This is a genomic window from Streptomyces lancefieldiae (assembly GCF_031845825.1).
Lineage (GTDB): Bacteria > Actinomycetota > Actinomycetes > Streptomycetales > Streptomycetaceae > Streptomyces > Streptomyces lancefieldiae.
This window is the reverse complement of record NZ_JAVRFH010000011.1, coordinates 38954-56326: the sequence shown is the minus strand read 5'-3', so window position 1 is coordinate 56326 and position 17373 is coordinate 38954. Positions and strand designations below refer to the sequence as shown.

At 70.6% G+C, this 17373-nt stretch carries 14 protein-coding genes; 11 read left to right on the top strand and 3 right to left on the bottom strand.

Annotation, left to right across the window (positions count from 1 at the left end):
* Positions 1 to 42: 42 nt before the first annotated feature.
* The 8 genes from tatA to RM812_RS13665 all read left to right on the top strand — a co-directional run bounded on the left by tatA (position 43) and on the right by RM812_RS13665 (position 9254).
* Complete coding sequence (gene tatA / locus RM812_RS13700; RefSeq protein ID WP_311572780.1) at positions 43 to 330, top strand: Sec-independent protein translocase subunit TatA; 288 nt, start codon at positions 43 to 45, stop codon at positions 328 to 330.
* A 47-nt stretch (positions 331 to 377) separates the two neighbouring features.
* Positions 378 to 1328: a twin-arginine translocase subunit TatC gene (gene tatC, locus RM812_RS13695; protein ID WP_311572779.1), complete on the top strand. Its 951-nt coding sequence runs from the start codon at positions 378 to 380 to the stop codon at positions 1326 to 1328.
* Between the two features lie 82 nt (positions 1329 to 1410).
* Entirely contained in the window at positions 1411 to 4263 is a 2853-nt protein-coding gene (locus tag RM812_RS13690; protein WP_311572778.1) for a DEAD/DEAH box helicase, read from the top strand.
* A gap of 405 nt (positions 4264 to 4668) precedes the next feature.
* Entirely contained in the window at positions 4669 to 6288 is a 1620-nt protein-coding gene (locus tag RM812_RS13685) for a sensor histidine kinase (RefSeq protein WP_311572777.1), read from the top strand.
* A 26-nt stretch (positions 6289 to 6314) separates the two neighbouring features.
* A complete protein-coding gene (locus RM812_RS13680) occupies positions 6315 to 6692 on the top strand; it encodes a roadblock/LC7 domain-containing protein (RefSeq protein WP_394816453.1) in 378 nt (125 codons plus the stop codon).
* Positions 6689 to 7105 carry a DUF742 domain-containing protein gene (locus RM812_RS13675; protein ID WP_311572775.1) on the top strand — a complete coding sequence of 139 codons (417 nt, stop codon included), beginning with the start codon at positions 6689 to 6691 and terminating at the stop codon, positions 7103 to 7105. Before RM812_RS13680 ends, RM812_RS13675 begins: the two co-directional genes overlap by 4 nt.
* Positions 7086 to 7706, top strand: coding sequence for a GTP-binding protein (locus tag RM812_RS13670; protein ID WP_311572774.1), 621 nt, complete (start codon positions 7086 to 7088; stop codon positions 7704 to 7706). The genes RM812_RS13675 and RM812_RS13670 overlap by 20 nt, the downstream gene beginning before the upstream one ends.
* 54 nt (positions 7707 to 7760) lie before the next feature.
* A complete protein-coding gene (locus RM812_RS13665) occupies positions 7761 to 9254 on the top strand; it encodes a cytochrome P450 (RefSeq protein WP_311572773.1) in 1494 nt (497 codons plus the stop codon).
* On the opposite strand, the gene RM812_RS13660 is transcribed toward RM812_RS13665, so the two are convergent.
* Positions 9248 to 10216, bottom strand: coding sequence for an RluA family pseudouridine synthase (locus tag RM812_RS13660; protein WP_311572772.1), 969 nt, complete (start codon positions 10214 to 10216; stop codon positions 9248 to 9250). The genes RM812_RS13665 and RM812_RS13660 overlap by 7 nt on opposite strands.
* Before the next feature lie 90 nt (positions 10217 to 10306).
* On the opposite strand from RM812_RS13660, the gene RM812_RS13655 reads away from it, so the two are divergent.
* Complete coding sequence (locus RM812_RS13655) at positions 10307 to 10888, top strand: GNAT family N-acetyltransferase (protein WP_311572771.1); 582 nt, start codon at positions 10307 to 10309, stop codon at positions 10886 to 10888.
* A gap of 232 nt (positions 10889 to 11120) precedes the next feature.
* Here the strand turns inward: RM812_RS13655 and RM812_RS13650 are convergent, their stop codons facing one another.
* On the bottom strand, positions 11121 to 11963 hold the full coding sequence (locus RM812_RS13650) for a siderophore-interacting protein (RefSeq protein ID WP_311572770.1): 843 nt from the start codon (positions 11961 to 11963) through the stop codon (positions 11121 to 11123).
* Positions 11964 to 12169: 206 nt separating this feature from the next.
* Complete coding sequence (locus RM812_RS13645; RefSeq protein WP_311572928.1) at positions 12170 to 13075, bottom strand: 5'-3' exonuclease; 906 nt, start codon at positions 13073 to 13075, stop codon at positions 12170 to 12172.
* A gap of 264 nt (positions 13076 to 13339) precedes the next feature.
* Between RM812_RS13645 and RM812_RS13640 the strand changes: the two genes are divergently transcribed.
* Positions 13340 to 14428, top strand: coding sequence for a quaternary amine ABC transporter ATP-binding protein (locus RM812_RS13640; RefSeq protein ID WP_311572769.1), 1089 nt, complete (start codon positions 13340 to 13342; stop codon positions 14426 to 14428).
* Positions 14421 to 17036, top strand: coding sequence for an ABC transporter permease/substrate binding protein (locus RM812_RS13635; RefSeq protein ID WP_311572768.1), 2616 nt, complete (start codon positions 14421 to 14423; stop codon positions 17034 to 17036). The genes RM812_RS13640 and RM812_RS13635 overlap by 8 nt, the downstream gene beginning before the upstream one ends.
* Positions 17037 to 17373 lie beyond the last annotated feature (337 nt).

Genomic DNA, 17373 nt, shown 5'->3' with positions numbered 1-17373 from the left:
GACAGCACCCACCCAGCCGCCTCGGTGAGAAGGTAAAGACTTATGTTCGGAAGGCTCGGCGCCCCCGAGATCATTCTCATCCTCGTCGTCATCATCCTGTTGTTCGGCGCGAAGAAGCTTCCGGACATGGCGCGGTCGCTCGGCAAGTCCGCCCGGATCCTCAAGAGCGAGGCGAAGGCGATGAAGAGCGAGAGCAAGTCCGACGACTCCGCTCCCGCAGACCCGCCCACCCCCGAGCAGGCGGCGAACCAGCGCACCATCCAGGCCGCCCCCGGCGACGTGACCAGCTCCCGACCGGTCACCGAGCCGACGGACACGACCAAGCGCTGACGCAGGGCCGGTGACCTCCGGCCCGCCGCACGAGATGGGAACGTGGGTTGCTGAAGCCTGCCCGCAACAAGGAGAAGGATCCCGAGGGGCGGATGCCCCTCGCGGAGCACCTTCGTGAGCTCCGCAACCGGCTCGCCAAGGCGCTGCTGGCCATCGTCGTGGTCACGGTCGTCGCAGCCTTCTTCTACAACGACATCATCAACTTCTTCACCGACCCGGTCCTGGACTCGGTCGGCTGTGCGAAGTCGTTCGAAGAGCTGGCGAAGTCGTCGGCCAACACGGACCCGTGCGCGCAGATCACCATCAACGGTCTGCTCGGTCCCTTCACGCTGGCGCTGAAGGTGTCCCTGATGGCCGGTGTCGTGTTCGCCTCGCCGGTCTGGCTCTACCAGCTGTGGGCGTTCGTCGCCCCCGGACTGCACCGGAACGAGAAGAAGTACGCCTACGCGTTCGTCGCCACCGGTGCCCCGCTCTTCCTCTTCGGCGCCTACTTCGCCTACGTGGTGCTGCCCACCACCGCGAAGGTGCTGATCGAGTTCACGCCGTACGAGGTCGACAACCTGCTTCCGCTGGACGACCTGCTGGACCTCGTCACGCGCATGGTCGTGGTCTTCGGTCTCTCCTTCGAGCTGCCGCTGCTGCTGGTGATGCTCAACTTCACCGGGGTGCTGACCGGCAAGCGGATGCTCAGCTGGTGGCGCGCCATGATCATGGGCATCACGCTGTTCGCGGCCATCGCCACGCCGAGCACGGACCCGCTGACCATGTTGTGGCTGGCCGGTCCGATCTGGGTCCTGTACTTCGCCGCGGTCGGCGTCTCCCTGCTGAACGACCTCCGCAAGTCCCGCCGCGAGGCCCTGGAGCCCGACGACGACGAGGCGTCCGAGCTGGACCTCACCCCCGAGGACATCGGCGAGGTCGAGGCGGTGACCACCGCCCGCGCGCTGCCCGAGCAGGCCACGAAGGACCGGGTCAACGGCTACGACGACGTGACCTGATGACCCGGTCGGGGCGGTGACGGCGCGCGTCACCGCCCTCACGGAACGTGCCGCGGGGTCCCCCACCGGAACGATCCCGATAATGATCGTCCTGTTGTCAGTGGGGCCCGGTACGCTCGAAAGTACGATGACAGAGGATCTCTCACCGGCCGAGCGGTACGCGGCAGCCCGTCAGCGCGCTGCCGAGCAGGCCACCGCACTCGCGTCCTTCCGCGAGATGTACGACTTCGGCCTCGACCCCTTCCAGATCGAGGCCTGCCAGGCGCTCGAGGCCGGCAAGGGCGTGCTGGTGGCGGCGCCCACCGGCTCCGGCAAGACGATCGTCGGCGAGTTCGCCGTCCACCTTGCCCTGCGGCAGGGCAAGAAGTGCTTCTACACGACGCCCATCAAGGCGCTGTCGAACCAGAAGTACGCCGACCTGTGCCGGCGCTACGGCGCGGACAGGGTGGGCCTGCTCACCGGCGACAACAGCGTGAACTCCGACGCCCCCGTGGTCGTGATGACCACCGAGGTCCTGCGGAACATGCTGTACGCCGGCTCGCAGACCCTCCGCGGCCTCGGATACGTGGTCATGGACGAGGTGCACTACCTCTCCGACCGCTTCCGCGGCGCCGTGTGGGAGGAGGTGATCATTCACCTCCAGGAGTCGGTGACCCTGGTCTCGCTCTCGGCGACCGTGTCGAACGCGGAGGAGTTCGGCGACTGGCTCGACACCGTCCGCGGCGACACCCAGGTGATCGTCTCCGAGCACCGGCCCGTGCCGCTGTTCCAGCACGTGCTGGCCGGGCGTCGGATGTACGACCTGTTCGAGGAGGGTGAGGGCCACAAGAAGGCCGTCAACCCCGACCTCACGCGCATGGCCCGCATGGAGGCGAGCCGCCCGTCCTACCAGGACCGCAGGCGCGGCCGTGCCATGAAGGAGGCCGACCGGGAGCGTGAGCGCAGACAGCGCTCCCGCATCTGGACGCCGAGCAGGCCGGAGGTCATCGAGCGGCTCGACGCCGAGGGGCTGCTGCCCGCGATCACCTTCATCTTCAGCCGCGCCGCCTGCGAGGCCGCCGTCCAGCAGTGCCTGTACGCCGGTCTCCGGCTCAACGACGAGGACGCGCGGGACAGGGTCCGCGCCCTCGTCGAGGAGCGCACGGCCTCCATCCCGACCGAGGACCTGCACGTCCTGGGGTACTACGAGTGGCTGGAAGGCCTGGAGCGGGGCATCGCCGCCCACCACGCGGGCATGCTGCCGACGTTCAAGGAGGTCGTCGAGGAGCTGTTCGTGCGCGGACTGGTCAAGGCCGTCTTCGCCACCGAGACCCTCGCCCTCGGCATCAACATGCCCGCCCGCTCCGTGGTGCTGGAGAAGCTGGTCAAGTGGAACGGCGAGCAGCACGCCGACATCACCCCCGGCGAGTACACCCAGCTCACCGGCCGGGCCGGCCGGCGCGGCATCGACGTCGAGGGACACGCCGTCGTGCTGTGGCAGCGCGGTATGAACCCCGAGCACCTCGCGGGGCTGGCCGGCACGCGCACGTACCCGCTGCGCTCCAGTTTCAAGCCGTCGTACAACATGGCGGTCAACCTGGTCGAGCAGTTCGGCCGGCACCGTTCGCGGGAACTGCTGGAGACCTCGTTCGCGCAGTTCCAGGCGGACAAGTCGGTCGTCGGTATCTCCCGGCAGGTGCAGCGCAACGAGGAGGGGCTGGAGGGCTACAAGGCCTCCATGACCTGCCACCTCGGCGACTTCGACGAGTACGCGCGGCTGCGCCGTGAGCTGAAGGACCGGGAGACCGAGCTGGCCCGGCAGGGGGCCAACCAGCGGCGGGCCGAGGCCGCCGTGGCGCTGGAGAAGCTGAAGCCGGGCGACGTCATCCACGTCCCCACCGGGAAGTACGCGGGCCTCGCCCTGGTGCTGGACCCGGGCCTGCCCGCCGGGCGGTCCAACGGCCACCGCGGCTTCGAGCACCACGACGGTCCGCGCCCGCTGGTGCTGACCGCCGAGCGGCAGGTCAAGCGGCTGGCGTCGATGGACTTCCCGGTGCCGGTCGAGGCGCTGGAGCGGATGCGGATCCCGAAGTCCTTCAACCCGCGCTCGCCCCAGTCCCGCCGGGACCTCGCCTCCGCGCTGCGCACCAAGGCCGGCCACATCCCGCCGGAGCGGGCCCGCAAGAAGCGGTCCCAGGCCGCCGACGACCGGGAGATCGCGCGGCTGCGCAAGGCCATCCGCGCCCACCCCTGCCACGGCTGCGACGACCGCGAGGACCACGCACGCTGGGCCGAGCGCTACCACCGGCTGCTGCGCGACACCTCGCAGCTGGAGCGCCGGATCGAGGGCCGGACGAACACCATCGCCCGCACCTTCGACCGCATCGTCGCGCTGCTGACGGAGATGGACTACCTGCGCGGCGACGAGGTCACCGAGCACGGCAAGCGCCTCGCCCGGCTCTACGGCGAGCTGGACCTGCTCGCCAGCGAGTGCCTGCGCGAGGGCGTGTGGGAGGGCCTCTCCCCGGCCGAGCTCGCCGCCTGCGTCTCGGCGCTGGTCTACGAGTCGCGGGTCGCCGACGACGCGATGGCGCCGAAGCTCCCCTCGGGCAAGGCCAAGGCCGCGCTCGGCGAGACGGTCCGCATCTGGGGCCGCCTCGACGCCCTGGAGGAGGACTTCCGGATCAGCCAGACCGAGGGCGTCGGCCAGCGTGAGCCCGACCTCGGTTTCGCCTGGGCCGCGTACATGTGGGCGTCCGGCAAGGGCCTCGACGAGGTGCTGCGCGAGGCGGAGATGCCGGCCGGCGACTTCGTGCGCTGGTGCAAGCAGGTCATCGACGTCCTCGGCCAGATCTCGGCAGCCGCGCCCACCGACGGCTCGACGGTCCCCAAGAACGCGCGCAAGGCGGTCGACGGTCTGCTGCGCGGGGTGGTCGCCTACTCGTCCGTGGGCTAGACCCGCCAGTCACAGGCCCGGCAGGGCGCAGTCCGTCCGGGAGTCCGGGGCGGGAGCGCCCCGCCGGGCCCTGGTGCGTCCGGGGTGCTGTGGCGTGGGTGCCCTGGCGCCTCTTTCACTGATCACGGTGAGTGGCGTTCGCATGCCCGCACACGCTTACACACGGTGTTCGAATGACTCCTCGGCGTGCAAATGGGCCCGAGACTACTCCAGTCCCCGTGCCCGTCTCAGGTGCTTGCTGAATATGACATGGCGATGATCCCCCCGGACTAGGCTCGCCCGCAGCGCACCGAGTTGAGGTGAAATCGCGCACTTGTTCCCAATGTGCCGAAGATCCCGACAACTCACTGACATACCCCGCCGCAAGCTCCCCCATCCCAGCCGATTCGTTTTCAGAGGGCCTACATGGTGAGTGTTGATTCCCCTCCAGGTCGCCGTGAACTTCCTTACGCGCGAACGCTGTTGCTGCCGGCCATAGTGATGGCCGCGGCCACCGGGGCCGCCGTCGCCCTGGTGGCGGAACCGGCCCGGCTCGCCGTCGGCTGGTGCGGCGCCGTCGCCACGCTCCTGGTGATCGCCACGGCGGCCGAAGCGGTTCGTCGCGGCCGTACCCTGCGGGCCCTGCGCATCGAGCACGCCCGTCACAGTGCGTATCTGGAACGCCGGGTCGCGGGCCATCACGAGGAGATGACCTACCTCGGTGAAGAGGTCCTGCCCGCCGTGCTGCAGTACATGCGCCGGGGCAACACCCCCGCGGAGACGATGCGTCACCTGGGGGACATCGACCCGTCGTACACCGATCTCGGCGAGCCGCAGCGCAGGTTGATCCGCATGGTGTGCGAGATCGTCGACCACGAGGACGCGATGCGTGAGTCGGCCGAGCGTTCCTTCGTGGACATCGCCCGTCGCGTCCAGGCGATCGTCCACCAGCAGAACAAGGAACTCCGCGAGATGGAGGAGGACCACGGCCGCAACCCCGAGGTCTTCGACGACCTCCTGCGCATCGACCACGGCACCGCGCTGATCGGCCGCCTCGCCGACTCCATCTCCGTCATCGGCGGCGGCCGGCCCGGACGCCAGTGGCCGGATCCGGTCGCCCTGTACAGCGTGCTGCGCGGTGCCATGTCCCGGATCCTGGAGTACCGCCGGATCAACCTGGCCTCCATCGCCAAGGTCAACATCAAGGGCACCGCGGTCGAGCCGGTCATCCACGCCGCCGCGGAGCTCCTCGACAACGCCACCCGCTACTCGCCGCCCGGGTCCAAGGTGCACGTCACCGCGACCGAGGTGCAGAGCGGCGTGTGCATCGAGATCGAGGACGCCGGCGTCAGCCTCAGCGAGGAGTCCCGCGCCCGCATCGAGGGCCTGCTGGAGGACGCCAAGCGCGGCACCGACGTCCAGGACCTCAGCCAGCACCCGCGTCTCGGCCTGTCCGTCGTCGGCCGGCTGTGCACGCAGTACGGCATGGACGTGTCGCTGCGGGCCTCCGCGTACGGCGGGGTCCGGGCCATCCTGATCGTGCCGAGCAAGATGATGACCACCGAGCCCGGCGTCGGACTCGCCCACGGCATCGGCGCGACCTCGATCCCCACCCCGGGCCCGGACGCCCTTCCCGGGCCCCAGCGCCGGCCCAAGAAACGCCGTCCCACCAGCCCCCGCATCCCGGCCACGGTCTCCCTGGAGGACGAGGTCCCCGAGGTCACCGAGTGGACGGCGGGCGGCCTCCCGCAGCGCCGCAGCCGGGTCAAGATGCCGCTCAGCCAGCGGCTCGCCGAACAGGCGGCCTGGGAACGCGAGGAGGCCGAGCGCGAGGCCCGGGAGGCGGCCGAGCGCGCCCGGAACGGCTTCCCGGCAGCCCCGGAACCGGAGCCCGAGGGCGAGAAGGCAGAGGAGCTCCCGCCGGGGCACTGGATCGGGGCCTTCTGGGAGGGCCTCAAGCAGTACCCGGGCATCACCCAAGCCCACCAGCAGTCCAGCAGTGAGCCGGCCCACGCCCCGGCAGACGACGAGGGGAACCTCAAGTGATCGAGCAGCAAGGCAAGTTCGACTGGATGCTCCGGGACCTCTACGACGGCGTCCCGGGAATCGAGATGATCGTGGTGCTCTCCGCCGACGGCCTGCGCATCGCCCGCTACTCCGGCGACCCCGACGCCGCCGACCGGGTCGCCGCCGCCTGCGCGGGCCTGCAGAGCCTGGCGGGAGCCGTCTCCCAGGAGATCCCGACCAGCGACGGCGACATGAAGATGGTCCTCATCGAGATGAACGGCGGCTACTTCTACCTGATGGCCGCCGGCCCCAACGCCTACCTCGCCGTGCTCTCCGACGTGCGGTGCGAGCCGGGCCGGATGGCACTGAGCATGGCCGACCTGGTCGCCCGCATCGGCCCCCATCTGACCAGTCCCGCGCGGCGCAACGGGCAGACCGTATGACTCCTCCGCAACGCCAGAGGCGAACTCCCGGTCAGGAGCCGTCCGCCACGTCCGACCCCGCCGTTCCGTCCGCCAAGGCCGGCGAGGTCCGCAACCCCGAGCGGCTGTTCGTCATCGGCGGGGACGGGGGCGGCGAGCGCGCCGACCTCGACCTGGTCACGCTGATCGTGGCCCGCGCCGACCCGCCGGTGTCCGCCACGCCGGAACAGGCGGCCCTGCTGCGGCTGTGCGTCGCACCCCTGTCCGTGGCCGAGCTGTCGGCCTACCTGAGCCTGCCGTTCAGCGTGGTGACCGTGCTGCTCACCGACCTCCTGGCGACGGAACTGGTGCAGGCCCGCGCCCCGATCGTCCGCCAGAAGGTCGCCGACCGAACCCTCCTCGAAGCGGTGATGCATGGACTTCAAAGACTCTGACACGATCCCGGGCCCACGGACCGAGGACCGGCTGCCGCACACGGCCGAGGCCGCCGTGAAGATCGTCATCGTGGGCGGTTTCGGGGTCGGCAAGACCACCATGGTCGGCTCGGTCAGCGAGATCAGACCGCTGACCACCGAAGAGACGATGACCCAGGCCGGCATCGGGGTCGACGACAACTACGGCTCCGCGTCCAAGACGGCCACCACGGTGGCCATGGACTTCGGCCGCATCAGCATCACCGACCAACTGGTGCTGTACCTCTTCGGCACGCCGGGCCAGGAGCGCTTCTGGTTCCTGTGGAACGGCCTGTTCGAGGGCGCGCTCGGCGCGGTCGTACTCGTCGACACCCGTCGTCTGGAGGTCAGCTTCGACGTCATGGGGCGACTGGAGGAGCGCGGCGTGCCGTTCGTGGTCGCCGTCAACTCCTTCCCCGACGCCCCCCGTTATCCCGTCGCGGAGCTCCGGACGGCGCTCGACCTGCCCGAGGAGATCCCCATCCTCGACTGCGACGTGCGGCGCCGGGCCTCCAGCCGGGACGTCCTGATGACGCTGATGCGCTTCCTGCACTCCCTCGCGATGAAGGGCGCGCTCACCTGACCGGGCGCGGCCGACCGACCCCCCTGACCCACACTTCTGTTGCGGAGCGACACTGTGACGCCTGAACGCCACTCCCTGACCGGAACGGGCGACCCCCTGCTCGAACCACCGCCCGGCTGCCCCGCGCACGGCCTCGGGCCGGGCGGACTGCGCCGGCTGCACGAGGCGGACGACCTGGACGAGCTGTACCAGCGGCTGCGCGAGGAGCACGGACCGGTGGCACCGGCGCTGCTCCACGACGACGTACCGATGTGGGTGGTCCTCGGGCATGCCGAGAACCTGCACATGGTGAGCACCCCCGCCCAGTTCTGCCGTGACAGCCGCATCTGGACGCCGCTCAACGAGGGCATGGTCAAGCCCGACCATCCGCTCATGCCGCACATCGCCTGGCAGCCCATCTGCTCCCACGCCGAGGGCGACGAGCACAAGCGACTGCGCGGCGCGGTCACCGGCGCCATGTCCACCATCGACTTCCGGGAGCTGCGCCGGCACATCAAGCGGTACACCCAGCGCCTCGTCAACCGGTTCTGCGAGGAGGGCCGCGCCGACCTGATCAGCCAGTTCGCCGAGCACCTGCCGATGGGCGTGATGTGCCATCTCCTCGGCATGCCCGACGAGTTCAACGACCGGATGGTGGAGGCCGCCCGCGACACGCTCAAGGGCACCGAGACGGCGATCACCAGCCACGCCTACGTCATGGACGCCCTGGGCCGGCTCACCGCTGCCCGCCGGGCCCGGCCCGAGAACGACATCGCCGGCCATCTCGTCACCCACCCCGCCGGACTCACCGACGACGAGGTCAGGGAGCACCTTCGGGTGGTCCTCCTGGCCGCCTACGAGGCGACCGTCAACCTCATCGGCAACGTGCTGCGCGTGGTGCTCACCGACCCGGGCTTCCGCGCCCAGCTCAGCGGCGGCCAGATGACGGTGCCCGAGGCGGTCGAGCAGTCCCTGTGGGACGAGCCGCCGTTCAGCACGGTCCTCGCCTACTTCGCCAAGCAGGACACGGAACTGGGCGGTCAGCGCATCCGCGCCGGCGACGGACTGCTGCTCGGCATCGCGCCGGGCAACGTCGACCCGCGCATCCGTCCCGACCTGTCCGCCGGCATGCAGGGCAACCGCTCCCACCTCGCCTTCGGCGGCGGCCCGCACGAGTGCCCCGGCCAGGACATCGGGCGCGCCATCGCCGACGCGGGCATCGACGCGCTGCTGATGCGGCTGCCGGACGTCCGGCTCGACTGCGACGAGGACGAACTGCGGTGGCGTTCGTCGATCGCCTCGCGGCACCTGGTGGAGCTGCCGGTGCGGTTCGAACCCAAGGCACAGCAGGAGGTGACGCAGCAGCCCAGCCACGCCCCGGTCCCGCAGCAGCGTGCCGACTGGCACGTCGGCATCCCGCAGCCCGAGCCGTCGGCTCCGCCCGCCCCGTCGCTCCCGCCGGAGCCCGTGTCGGTGGCGGCCGCCCGGCCGCAGCCGGTCGCGGGACCGGAGAGTCCGCGTCCCCGTGGCGCGTGGCAGCGCTTCCTGCTCTGGTGGCGCGGCTACTGAGGGCCGGCCCAGTCCTCGTACGCCGCCCAGGCGTCGAGGGACCGTCCGCTGCGGAACCGGTGTTCGCGCCCCGTGACCGGATCGGTGAACCCCAGCTCCCGCGCCAGCAGTTGCAGCGGACGCCGGAAGTCACCGGCCGGCACGGCGGCGGCCACCTCGGGGTACAGGGGGTCGCCGAGGATCGGCACGCCGAGCGCGTTCATGTGGACGCGCAACTGGTGGGTCTGGCCGGTGCGCGGCACCAGCCGGTACCGAGCCAGGCCCGGTTCCGCCGCCGGGCCCGGGCGGTGGGCGATCAGCTCGACGCGGCTCACCGCGTTGGGCTCGCCCTCGACCTCCCGGGCGGCCAGTACCCCGCGTTCCTTCAGGATCCGGCTGCTCATGGTCCGGGGCAGGGCGAGCGCGGGATCGTACGGGGCGACGGCCTCGTACTCCTTGTGCACCCGCCGGTCGCCGAACAGCGTCTGGTACGCGCCGCGCTCCTCGGGGCGCACCGTGAACAGGACCAGTCCGGCGGTGAGCCGGTCCAGGCGGTGCGCGGCGCCGAGCGCCGGAATGCCCAGCTCGCGGCGGAGCCGGGCGAGCGCGGTCTCGGTGACGTGGCCGCCGCGCGGGGTGGTGGCCAGGAAGTGCGGTTTGTCGGCGACGACGATGTGCTCGTCGCGGTACACGATCTCCAGCGGGAAGGGCACCGGAACTTCGGCGGGCAGCTCGCGGTGGAACCACACGAACATCCCGGGCTCGTACGGCGCGTCCCCGGGCACGGCCCGCCCGTCCGCCCCGACGACCAGCCCCGCGTCGAACATGCCGTCGACCACACCGGCCCCCGCGCCGGACAGCCGCTCCACCAGGTGTTCACGCACCGTGGACCACGGTCCGGCCGCGGGCAGCCGCACCCGCACGGCGTCGATGCCGTCGCGCTGCGGCAGGGGCGAGGGCGGGGGAGGGGTACGGCGTCTCATCACCCGACAGCGTAGCCAGCGCACGAGGCGCGTGGACGACGCCGGAAAACCAGTGGGCCGCCGGCCCGCGCCGTTGGCACGATGCGGGGCATGCCCTTCCTGACGCGCCCGGTACTTCCCGCGGGCACCCTCGCCCGCACCCCGCAGCCCACGATCCCCACCGGCGACGGGCTGTTCCTGCGTCCGTGGCGGGCCGAGGACGCACCCGCCGTCCACGCGGCCTTCCAGGACCCGCTGATGCACCAGTGGCACATCCGCGCCGCCGACTCCGAGGCGGAGGTGCGCGGCTGGATCACCGAATGGCAGCAGGCCTGGGAACAGGAGCGGAGCGTCCAGTGGGCCGTCGCCGACGCGGCCGACGACCGGCTCCTCGGCCGGGTCGCGCTGCGGGGGATCATGCTCGGCGACGCGGTGGCCGAGGTCGCGTACTGGACCACGGCGGCGGCTCGCGGCCAGGGCGTCGCCGCCCGCGCCACGGCCGTGCTCGCCCACTGGGCCCTCGACGAGATCGGCTTCCAGCGCCTGGAACTCAGCCACTCCGTCGCCAACCACGCCTCCTGCCGGGTCGCGCAGAAGACGGGCTTCGCCCTGGAGGGCACGAAGCGCAGCGCGCTGCTGCACGCCGACGGCTGGCACGACATGCACCTCCACGCGCGCGTACGCGGCGACTGAGGCGGAGGCCCGCCTTGCGGGTGTGGGTGGGCACTGCCGACAGGGTCGCCGCTCGCATGCGGGGAGCGGGGCACGGGGGTGCGGGCGGCGCGTGGTGGTGACGGCTGCGGCGCTGTGGTCGGCGCGTGGAGGGGTGCCGGTCGGCCAGGCATTGCCGCCGCGGGCCGGGGCGTTGCCGCCGTGCAGTCGGCGCCGCCCGTTCGGCCCGCGGTGTCCGGGCGGGCGGCGCGCGTTACGCGGTCGGCGTGCCCTCCTGCTCCGCCTCGACGCGTGCGTTCCATTCCCGCTTCGACGCCTGCCAGCCGTCCTCGTTGTGGCCGAGGCGCCAGTAACCGGAGATGGACAGGTCCTCGCGGGGGATCCCGCGCTCCACCCGCAGGAGCTTGCGCAGTTCCTTCACGCAGCCCGCCTCCCCGTGCACGAACGCGTGCACCCGGCCCTCGGGGAAGTCCAGGGCGCGCACGGCCTCGACCAGTGCCTGGCCGACCGGCCGGTCGCCGCGGTGCAGCCAGACGACCTCCACGTCGGAGTCGATCTTCTGCTCCTCCTGGCCCCCGTCGACCTCGATGAAGGCGAACGCGCGGGCGCCGTCGGGCAGCGCCTCCAGGGCACGGGCGATCGCGGGCAGCGCGCTCTCGTCACCGGCGAGCAGGTGCCAGTCGGCGGCGGGATCGGGGGCGTAGGCGCCGCCGGGGCCCAGGAAACGGACGGTCTCGCCCGGCTGGACGCGCTTCGCCCAGGGGCCGGCCAGCCCCTCGTCACCATGGATCACGAAGTCCAGGGTGAGCTCACGGTGCTCGGCGTCCCACTGACGCACCGTGTACGTCCGGGTCACCGGCCACTGTTCGCGCGGGAACTCCTCGCGGATCCGCTCCATGTCGAAGGGTTCCGGATAGGTCGCGCCCTCGGCGGGGAACAGCAGCTTCACATAGTGGTCGGTGCAGGTGTCCGCCGAGAATGCGGAGAGTTCCTCGCCGCCGAGCACCACGCGCTGCATGTGCGGGGTCAGCCGCTCGGTGCGGACGACCCGCGCGGTGTGCGGTGTGCGCGGCTTGCGCCCCGGACGGTCTGCCATGACGGCCTCCCTGCTCCCTGCGTGAGGGTCCCTGAGTTAGGTATACCTAAGCTAACATCCCTGTCTCGCTTGTCACCTCATGGACGAAGGCCCGACGAAGCCTCGACGAAGCCCCGCGCAGGTACGGCTCCCCCTCCTCGGGTCTCCCATGCGCCGCCGCGCGGGCATCCGCCCGCGCGGGCGGATGCCCGCCCGGACGGCCCGGCTCAGGCGGTGAGGGTCGTCAGCAGCCGCTCCAGCGAACCGCCCAGTCCCCAGCGGGCCGCCAGTCCGTCCAGCGCCGCGGGGTCGCGCGGCGTGTGCGGCAGCGCGGTGTCGACGTCCGGCAGCGGGACGTCGTCGGCGACCCTGACGACCTTCGGGGCGACCGCGAGGTACGGCCGGGCCTCGGTCAGCCGCTTGCGCTGCGAGGGGGTGAGCTTCGCGTCGGGATCGTCGACCGCGGCCTGGATCCCGGCCAGGTCCCCGAACTCCGCGAGCAGCTTGGCGGCCGTCTTCTCGCCGATGCCCGGCACCCCCGGCAGGCCGTCGCTCGGGTCGCCCCGCAGCAGCGCCAGGTCGGCGTAGCCGCGGCCGTCCACGCCGTACTTCTCGCGCAGTGCGGCCTCGTCGGTGAGGTGGAGCGTGCCGACGCCCTTGACCGGGTAGAGCACGCGCACGCCACGGGCGTCGTCGACGAGCTGGTACAGGTCCCGGTCGCCGGTGACGATGTCGACCGGGCCCTTCGCCCGCGCCGTGTACGTGCCGATGACGTCGTCGGCCTCGTACTCGGCCACGCCGACGCGGGCGATGCCGAGCGCGTCCAGGACGGCCTCGATGACCGGCACCTGCGGCGAGAGCGTGTCGGGCACCTCCTCGGTGTCCGGGCCCGCCGGGTGCTCCTCGGCGACGCGGTGCGCCTTGTACGAGGGGATCAGTTCCACCCGCCAGTGCGGGCGCCAGTCGGCGTCCATGCAGGCGACCAGGTGCTCGGGCCGGTGGTCCTTCACCAGGCGGTCGATGAAGTCGAGGAGTCCGCGCACGGCGTTTACCGGCGTGCCGTCCGGCGCCTTCACGGAGTCCGGTACGCCGAAGTAGGCGCGGAAGTAGAGGGAGGCGGTGTCGAGAAGCATCAGTCGTCCGGTCACGCCTCGCAATCATGCCGCAGGTGATGTGCGCGAGCGGTGGAGGGCATGTGAACTGGATCACTCAAATGTTTGGGTCGGGATGATCAGGGCAGGCGCGCATCCGGGCCGAAGCTGGTTGATGCATTCAACTGTTAGCGAGTCTTCGCATCAACGAGTCGTATCGACGAGTCCTCTCAACCAGTCGTGTCGACACGTCGTGACAGCGAGTCTTCACGGCCCCTGCCCCTGCCCCCGATCCAAGAGGTAAGCGTGTCAGCCAGGCTAGAGGCCGAAAACCTGTACAAGGTCTTCGGCAGAAAACCGGACCAGGCAGTCGGACGACTGCGCGAGGGAACCGACCGGGACGAACTGCGCGCCGACGGCACCACGGCCGCCGTCATCGACGCGTCCTTCACCGTGGAGCCCGGCGAGATCTTCGTGGTCATGGGGCTGTCCGGGTCCGGCAAGTCCACGCTGCTGCGCATGCTCAACGGTCTGCTGGAGCCGACCGCCGGGCACGTCCGCTTCGGTGGTCAGGACCTGACGGAACTCGGCGACCGCGGACTGCGCGAGGTCCGCTCCAAGAAGATCAGCATGGTGTTCCAGCACTTCGCGCTCTTCCCGCACCGCAGCGTCCGTGACAACGCCGCCTACGGTCTTGAAGTGCAGGGCGTGCCCCGCGCCGAGCGCGAACGCCGCGCCGACGAGGCGCTCGCCCTGTGCGGCCTGGCCGGCTGGGAGAAGTCCTGGCCCGACGAGCTGTCCGGCGGTATGCAGCAGCGGGTCGGCCTCGCCCGCGCGCTCGCCACGGACGCCGACCTGCTGCTCATGGACGAGTCCTTCAGCGCTCTCGACCCGCTGATCCGCCGCGACATGCAGGACCAGCTGCTCGAGCTGCAGAAGACCCTGAAGAAGACCATCGTCTTCATCACCCACGACCTCAACGAGGCCATGCGCCTCGGCGACCGCATCGCCGTGATGCGCGACGGCCGGATCGTGCAGATAGGCACCGCGCAGGACATCCTGATCCGCCCCGCCAACGACTACGTCGCCTCCTTCACCCAGGACGTCGACCGCTCCCGCGTACTCACCGCCGGTGCCGTCATGGACACCGAACTGCGCGGCGACGAGGCCGACTGCGCGTGCGAGACGGCGACGCCCGAGACGCCGTTCACCGAACTGTGCGCGATCAGCGCGCGCGTGCCGCACGCCGTGGCGGTCCTCGACGGCGACCGCGAGCTCGTCGGAGTGGTTCCGGCCCGCCGCCTCGTCGGCTTCCTCGGCGACGAGCAGTCCGAGGTCGGCACCTGCGACTCCCCGCGCGACAAGGGCCCCGAGAAGGTGATGGCCCGTGCCTAGGATTCCGCTCGGCGACTGGGTCAACGACGCCGTCGACTGGCTGCTCGAACACGTCGCCTGGCTCTTCGACTTCCTCAAGACCGTCTTCACCGGCACCTACGACGGCATCAACGCCGTCCTCCAGGCGCCCGAACCGCTGCTCCTCGTCGGCATCTTCGCGATCATCGCCTTCTGGCTGCGCGGCACGGTCGCCGGTGTTCTCACCTTCCTGGGATTCGCGTTCATCGTCTCCATGGAACTGTGGGAGAACGCGATGATCACCCTGGCGCTGGTGCTCGTCGCGACCATCATCGCGCTGGTCGTCGCCGTACCGGTGGGCATCTGGGCGGCCCGCTCCGACCGGGTCAGCGGCATCGTCCGGCCGGTGCTGGACTTCATGCAGACGCTGCCCGCGATGATCTACCTCATCCCGGCGATCCTGTTCTTCGGCACCGGCGCCTCCGCCGGCATCGTCGCCACCCTGATCTTCGCGCTCGCCCCGGGCGTGCGCATGACCGAGCTGGGCATCCGCCAGGTCGACAAGGAGCTGGTCGAGGCCGCCGAGGCCTTCGGCACCACCCCCCGCAACACGCTGCTGCGCGTCCAGCTCCCGCTGGCGCTGCCCACGGTGATGGCGGGCGTCAACCAGGTCATCATGCTCGGCCTGTCCATGGCCGCGATCGCCGGCATGGTCGGCACCGGCGGCCTCGGCGGCGACGTCAACGAGGCCATCGGCCAGCTCAACGTGGGCCTCGGCTCCGAGGCCGGTGTCGCCATCGTGATCCTGGCGATCTACCTGGACCGCATGACCGGAGCCCTGGGCACCCAGGTCTCGCCGCTCGGCCGGCGCGCCGCCGCCCGGGCCCGGGCCGCGGGCGGCCTGAAGATCTGGTCCTACCGTCCCCGTCCGCAGATCGCCGTGATCGGCGTCGTGATCCTGGCCCTGGTGGCCGGCGGCATGGGCATGTTCGGCGGCTCCGGCGACTCCGAGAGCGTCGCCGACGGGAAGAACGTCGGCCAGGGCAAGAAGGTCACCCTCGGCTACGTCCCGTGGGACGAGGGCGTCGCCTCCACCTTCCTGTGGAAGGAGCTGCTCGAACAGCGCGGCTACGAGGTGGACGCCAAGCAGTTCGACGCCGGGCCGCTGTACACCTCCCTGGCGCAGGGCGACATCGACATCGTCACCAACTCCTGGCTGCCGACCACCCACGAGCAGTACTGGAAGAAGTACGGCGACCGGCTCGACGACCTCGGCTCCTGGTACGACAGGACGTCGCTGGAGCTGACCGTCCCCACGTACATGAAGGACGTCAACTCGCTGGCGGACCTCAAGGGGAAGGCCGCCGAGTTCGGCGGGAAGATCACCGGCATCGAGTCCAGCGCCGGCGAGATGGCCCTGCTGAAGAGCAAGGTCCTCGGGGAGTACGGCCTGGACAAGGAGTACAAGGTCGTCGACAGCTCCACCCCGGCGATGCTGGCCGAGCTGAAGCGGGCCATGAGCAAGCAGGAGCCGATCGTCGTCACGCTGTGGTCCCCGCACTGGGCGTACAACGACTACGACCTGAAGAAGCTGAAGGACCCCAAGGGTGCCTGGGGCGAGGGCGACGGCGTGCACACGCTGTCCCGCAAGGGCTTCGCCGGCGACGACCCCACCGTCGCCAAGTGGCTCAAGGACTTCAAGCTCACCGAGAAGCAGCTCACCGGCCTCGAGGCCGAGATCAACAAGGTCGGCAAGGGCAAGCAGCAGGACGCCGTCCGTGCCTGGCTGAAGGCCAACCCGGGCGTCGTCGACGAGCTGGCCCCGGTCGAGGGCGGCGGTGGCGCCACCCCCGCCGAGGCCAAGCGGCCCGTGGACGTGGCCTGGTTCCCCTGGGACGAGGACATCGCCGTCACCTACCTGTGGAAGAACGTCCTGGAGCGGCGCGGCTACAAGCTGAACCTGAAGCAGATGGAGGTGGGGCCGGTCTACACCGGCCTGGCCTCCGGTGACCTCGACCTCAACTTCGACGCCTGGCTGCCCCACGCCCAGAGCAACTACTGGGAGAAGAACAAGAACAACCTCACCGACCTGGGCACCTGGTACGAACCGACCTCGCTGGAGATCGCCGTTCCCTCGTACGTGAAGGACGTCAAGTCCCTCGCGGACCTCAAGGGCAAGGCCGACCTCTTCGACGGGAAGATCATCGGCATCGAGCCCGGCACCGGTGAGATGCAGCTGCTGAAGAGCAAGGTCATGCCGGGCTACGGCCTGGAGGACGAGTACGAGGTCGTCGACGGCTCCACGCCGGCGATGCTGGCCGAGCTCAAGCGCGCCCTCGCCAAGGAGGAGCCGGTCGCGGTCGTCCTGTGGTCGCCGCACTGGGCGTACAGCGAGTACGAGCTGACCAAGCTGAAGGACCCCAAGAAGGCCTTCGGCGAGGGCAACACGATCCGCACCATCTCCAGCAGGAAGTTCCCCGAGCAGTACCCGCAGCTCACCGAGTGGATCAAGGGCTTCCATATGAGCGAGGACGAACTCGGCAGCCTGGAGGCCGAGATCAAGGACCGCGGTCAGGGCCACGAGGAAGAAGCCGTGGCGGCCTGGCTGAAGGAGCACCCGGACATGGTCGACCGGATGACCCCGCAGTAGTACGAGCAGTACCTCGTAGGACGGTCCCCGAGGGGTGGGCCGGCCGCGCCCCTGACGGTGCGGTCGGCCCACCCCTCGGGTCGTCCGGGACGGGGACACGGTCAGGATCCGGACAACCACGGAGTGCCAAGCCCTCACCTGAGCCTCCTTGACCGGGGCACGAGGGACCGGTGGGAACATGGAAGACGGTCCGTGCCTTGAACCGGTAGGGCGTTCGGCGCGGCCGACGGGTCGGCCGTCCGGTGGCGAGAAATGTGAGGTCGCGGCCACCGCACCGTGACGTCGATGTGACGGCCGCATGAAACGGTTTGCCGAACATGCGTAGGGTGCAGAGAAC